The sequence below is a fragment of the Cecembia lonarensis LW9 genome (genome assembly GCF_000298295.1).
GTDB lineage: Bacteria > Bacteroidota > Bacteroidia > Cytophagales > Cyclobacteriaceae > Cecembia > Cecembia lonarensis.
Map to the genome: position 1 here is coordinate 1 of NZ_AMGM01000345.1, position 522 is coordinate 522.

The 522-nt window shown below is 64.8% G+C and carries 1 protein-coding gene; it reads right to left on the reverse strand.

The annotated features are described in order from the left end of the window. Window positions 1-476, reverse strand: a 476-nt coding sequence (locus tag B879_RS24365) for a P-loop NTPase family protein (RefSeq protein WP_497706798.1), incomplete at its 3' end; no start/stop codon positions are given. Window positions 477-522: the final 46 nt, after the last annotated feature.

The window sequence follows — 522 nt, forward strand, 5'->3', positions numbered from 1 at the left end:
ATGGTGACCGCACCGGCCCCGGAGATCGAGGGGACGTTAAAGGAATAGGCCTGCGGGGAGCCGATGTGCGGCTGAGCGAGCCTGGAAAAGACGATGCGCAGCATCGCGTTGGCGTCGGTGACGGTGCCGACGGTGGAACGCGGGTTGGAGCCCAATCGTTCCTGATCTACCAGAATCGCGGTGGTCAGCCCCTCCAAGGTGTCCACCTCGGGGCGGCCCAAGGTCGGCATAAAGCCCTGCACAAACGCCGAGTAGGTCTCGTTGATCATGCGCTGGGACTCGGCGGCGATGGTGCCGAAGACCAGCGAGGACTTCCCCGAGCCCGAGACCCCGGTGAAGACGGTCAGGCGGCGCTTGGGAATCTCGACACTGATGTCCTTGAGGTTGTTCACCCGCGCCCCGCGCACGCGGATCACCTCGTGGCTATCCGCCGCATGCACGGTTGCTGTCGCGCTGGTCTTGGTCCCGCTGCTCATGCTCACTCCGTCGTTTCGCCGGTTCCGCATCGCCGGAACTCATGGT